This is a genomic window from Bizionia sp. (assembly GCF_048259285.1).
GTDB lineage: Bacteria > Bacteroidota > Bacteroidia > Flavobacteriales > Flavobacteriaceae > Algorimicrobium > Algorimicrobium hallyeonense.
Genome location: NZ_JBLXHU010000092.1, coordinates 1 through 5,122, shown reverse-complemented (window position 1 = coordinate 5,122; position 5,122 = coordinate 1). Strand labels below are relative to the sequence as shown.

Here is a 5,122-nt window from a genome sequence, read left to right as displayed (position 1 = left end):
ATCAAAACATCTAGTCAGGAATACAGCTATCATTTATTCAACATTCAAGGTCAAGAAGTTTTTAAAGCAAATAACCAAACTTCAAAAACCATTGATGTTTCAAAACTACCATCTGGAATATACATTTTAAAACTCTCTGATGGAGACAAATCACAAAGTTTTAAAGTCATTAAACAAAATTAAAAGAGGCTATTAATCAATTACCTTAAGAGGTCAAGATTTTAAAATATCTTGGCCTCTTTACACTTTTTGTTATTACGTAGACCTACGTATTGAATTGGATACTAAAGCGGTATACCTTAGCTCTTCAAGTAAAACAACCTATGGTTATGAAAAAATCATTCCTATTTATTGCTGTATTGTTCACATTAGGAATTACAGCCCAAAACACTATCTATATTGATGTAAATGCTACAGGGAACAATGATGGTACATCTTGGGAGAATGCATTTAATGAATTACAAGATATACCAACAAATCTAACTGAAACTTATCAAGTATGGGTAGCTCAAGGAGAGTACAAACCAGGAATATTGCAGACGGATAGTTTTCTTATACCATCCAATGTAGATATTTTGGGTGGCTTTAACGGCACCGAGACTAGTGCAAATCAACGAAATTGGAAGCAATACAAAACCATAGTAAGTGGCGATATAAATAATAGTGGTACAGCAAATGCTGGCGATAGTCATACGCTCGTTACCATTGAAAACAGTTCCAATGTAACTATAGATGGCTTTGTTTTTAAGCATAGTTTTGCAGATAATGAATCCAACAACACACCTTTGGCAATAGGCAGGTCAGGTGGCGCAATCTATATAAGAAACGCTACTAACCTAAATATCAATAATTGTGCTTTTCATCATAATGTTGCTGAAGGAAATGGCTCAAATGGTGTTGGTGGAGCAATAATCAATTTTGGAAATAGCAGCTCGAATACAACTATTACAAACAGCCTATTCTTTAATAACCGAGCTACTAGTGGTGGTGGTGCTATCTCAGCTGAAAGCGGCAATATAGATATAATCAACTGTACCATAGCCAATAATGAAGCCTCAAGAGGAGGAGGAGTTAACATATTTAGTGGTACTGTAGAGGCCGTAAACAGTATTTTCACACTAAACACTGGCACAAATGGAAATATGAACGACGAAGGTCCGGGAAATGGTTCCATTGCATACTCGATGCTGTATAGCTATTATGTTACAGGATTACCTACCAGCATCACAGATGGCGGAAACAATTATACACAAACTGACCCTCTGTACATTTCCGGAACAGATATAGATGGGTTTGCTTTAAGAAGTAACTCTCCTGCAATTGACGCAGGCAACAATAGTGCCAATTCAAGCACAAGAGATCTGGGTGGCAATAATAGAATTGAAACTGGCACAGGCATTATAGATATAGGTGCTTTTGAATATAAGCCTCTATTTACTGGTATTTTTGATTTACCTGAGGCTCCAGCATCAAGCAATTTGGCTTGGGGAGATTATGACAATGATGGCGATTTAGACATCATGGTATCATCTGTATTTACTGGACCAAGTAATAGAGGCCCCGCAATCTATACAAATAATGGTGATGATACTTTTAGCGAACTAAATGTAGATTTTGGAAATATTTACAGCCGTTCAAATTTAGCTTGGGGTGATTATGACAATGATGGCGATTTAGATATAATATTTACAGGCTATCGTGGTTCTCAAGGCTTTACATCAGGAATTACAAGATTGTTTACAAATAATGGAAATAGCACTTTTACAGAACTCACTATAGATAATATTTCCGATGTTGAGAAAGCCTCGGTTGCTTGGGGAGATTATGACAATGATGGTGATCTCGACATCTTGATTTCAGGGCAAGTTGGTTCGTATTTTAACGGCGTTATTAGTACAACAAAAGTTTACACCAATAATGGAGATGAAACTTTTAGCGAATCTTACACCGTAAATCTCCCTGCTTTAACTTTATCTTCCGTAGCTTGGGGAGATTACGACAATGACGGATACCTAGACATTCTTCTAACTGGTAATCAAGATAATAACCAAGCTTTCACAAAACTATTAAAAAACAACGGAAACAAAACTTTCACAGAAAATACAACTACAACCTTAACTAATGTTTATACCTCTTCCGTGGCTTGGGGAGACTATGACAATGATGGCGATCTTGATATACTTTTAACAGGGCGAGGCACTAATAGTGATCCCGTCTCTAAAATCTTCAGAAACGACAATGGTGCCTTTACTGATATTAACGAACAATTAACAGGTGTATTCAATGGTTCTGTAGCTTGGGGTGACTACGACAATGATGGTGATTTAGATGTTCTTATTGCAGGAGGTGGAAGCATCACTAAAATATATATAAATGATGGAAATGACGCATTCAATGAATTATCAAGTCTTGGCCTTCAAGGCTACGAAAAGGCAATTTGGGGAGATTATGACAACGATGGTGATTTAGACATAGCTGTTACAGGAGATACTGGAGGTGGAAATTTCGTAACTAAAATATTAAAAAACAATATCTCAACAACAAATACAAAACCAACCATACCTACCGGTCTTAATGTATCCAACACAAATACCACATCCATTACACTAGCTTGGAACGCTTCAACAGACAACGAAACGCCAAGTACAGGTTTAAGCTATAATGTTTTTATTAAAGAGGTACCTTCAGGCTCACCATCATACACAAAAAGTCCAATGGCTCAAGAAAACGATGGCTGGAGAAAATTACCTAAACTAGGTAATGCAATGCAAAATACATTCTACAAATGGAATATACCTCAAGAATATTGTGGTGAAACAAATCAGTTTGAGTTTAGAGTACAAGCAATAGACCATAGCTTTGCAGGATCTGAATTCTCAGAAAGTCTACAATTTACAGTTGACTTAACAAACAGCTCTAATATACTTTATGTAAATGCATCCTCTTCAGCAAATTCACCTAACGGACAATCATGGGCAACTGCCTATTACAACTTACAAGATGCACTAAATGCAGCTTCAATATGTACTGTAGAACAAATTTGGGTAGCAGCAGGCACCTATAAACCGGGCACAAACGAAAAAGATAGTTTTTACTTACCTGAAGGGACAACACTTTTAGGTGGGTTCAACGGCACCGAAACTAGTACAGAAAATCGCAACTGGGCAGAAAACCCAACCATTTTGAGTGGTGATTTAAACAATTCTGAAGATCAGGATGCAGGAGATAGCCACAGCATTGTTACAGTCTTTACCGACAATGTAACTATAGATGGTTTTATTTTTGAAAATTCCTTTACTGACGGAGGTAACTTGTTCCAAGATCGTTCCGCTGGAGGCGTTTTTGGAAACAATGCGGAGGCATTACAAATTAACAACTGTATTTTCAGAAACCTCATTGTAGATGGCAATGGAAGTAACGGTATAGGCGGTGCAATTGCTGCGCAAAATAGTGACATTACAATTATCAACAACTTGTTTTATGATAATGCGGCACACTATGGTGGAGCTATTTCAATCGAGGATGGGTCAAGCTTTAATTTAATTAACAATACCTTTGCTTCTAATGAGGCATACAACAGTGGAGGTGCAATCAACACAAACGACAACCCAATAACCATTGTTAATAGTATATTTAGTGACAATACAGATATAGAAGGAAATCCAAATTTCAGAGGCAATATTACTTCTATATCTTACAGCTATGTACAAAATGAAAACCCACAGGGTACAGAAAATATAGACGGCACCATTCATTCAGACCCATTTTTCGTTAACCCATCTATTAGTGATTATTCTCTCCAAACAATTTCTCCTGCAATTGATGTTGGTGATAATTCAGCAAACATGCTTACTTTAGACCTTGCCTACAATAATCGAATTTTAGATTTTGATAATTTTGATGGGGCAATTATTGATTTAGGCGCTTATGAAATGAGTCCTTTTTGTGAAAGCCTACCTAATTTACTATATGTGAATTCAAATGCTACAGGTAGTAACAATGGTACTAGTTGGGCAAATGCATATACATCAATTTCTGATGCACTAAATACTAGTGAAGTATGCGGTGATATAAATGAAATCTGGGTAGCAACTGGCATCTATAAACCAAGCACAGATGAAAACAGTAGTTTTACCATACCTGAAGGAGTAATGGTTTTAGGTGGGTTTAATGGTACGGAAACAACTGCAAATGAACGTAATTGGGCTGTGAACCTAACCGTTTTAAGTGGAGATTTAAATAACTCTAACGTTCCAGATTCTGGAGATAGCCATCATATTTTATCCTTAAGCAATGACAACACAACCCTTGATGGCTTTACCATACAGTTTGCATATAATGACAATTCTCGTTTTGGAGCAGGAGTTATCAATACTGGTAATAACAACAACATTATGAATTGTATTTTCAATAATAACATTGTAGAAGGAGATAACAACAACGGAATCGGTGCAGGTATTGCAAACATGTCTGGCAACATCAATGTAACTAATGGTTTGTTTTACCAAAATGAAGCATTAAATTATGGTGGTGCAATAGGAATCAACGGCGGCCTAATCACTTTAATAAACTGTACAATTGCCAACAATGATGCCTTGGAAGGTGGAGGAATCCATATGTACTCTGGTAGTGCAAATGCCATAAACACCATATTTTTTGAAAATTCAGGAACAAACGGCAACATGAATAACGATGGCGGTGGAGCAACTGGAGAAGCATCTTATTCTTCATTTTACAATACTACATCCAACAACAATGGAAACCTACCTCCAAACATTGATGGTGAAAACAACTTTTTAAACACATCTCCTTCTTTTACAGATATAGTAAATAATGATTACAGCTTATTAAACAGTTCTCCCCTAGTTAATGCAGGAAACAATGCTGCCATAAACGGAACTTTAAAAGACCTTGCTGGAAACACAAGAATATTTAATACAACAGTTGATATCGGTGCTTATGAAGTTCAAGCAACATTAAGTAATACGTCTTATTACAATAAAACTTTTAGCGTCTACCCTAACCCTGTAAAAGATGTTCTAAATATCAAAACATCTAGTCAGGAATACAGCTATCATTTATTCAACATTCAAGGTCAAGAAGTTTTTAAAGCAAATAACCA

General features: G+C 36.3%; 2 protein-coding genes. Both read left to right on the top strand.

Annotated features, from left to right (window positions below):
• Nucleotides 1-183 (top strand): T9SS type A sorting domain-containing protein (locus tag ACN0QX_RS15455; RefSeq protein ID WP_417198200.1); only part of this gene is annotated, 183 nt, incomplete at its 5' end.
• Between the two features lie 146 nt (nucleotides 184-329).
• Nucleotides 330-5,122: FG-GAP-like repeat-containing protein (locus ACN0QX_RS15450; RefSeq protein ID WP_417198199.1), on the top strand; the 4,793-nt coding region annotated here is incomplete at its 3' end.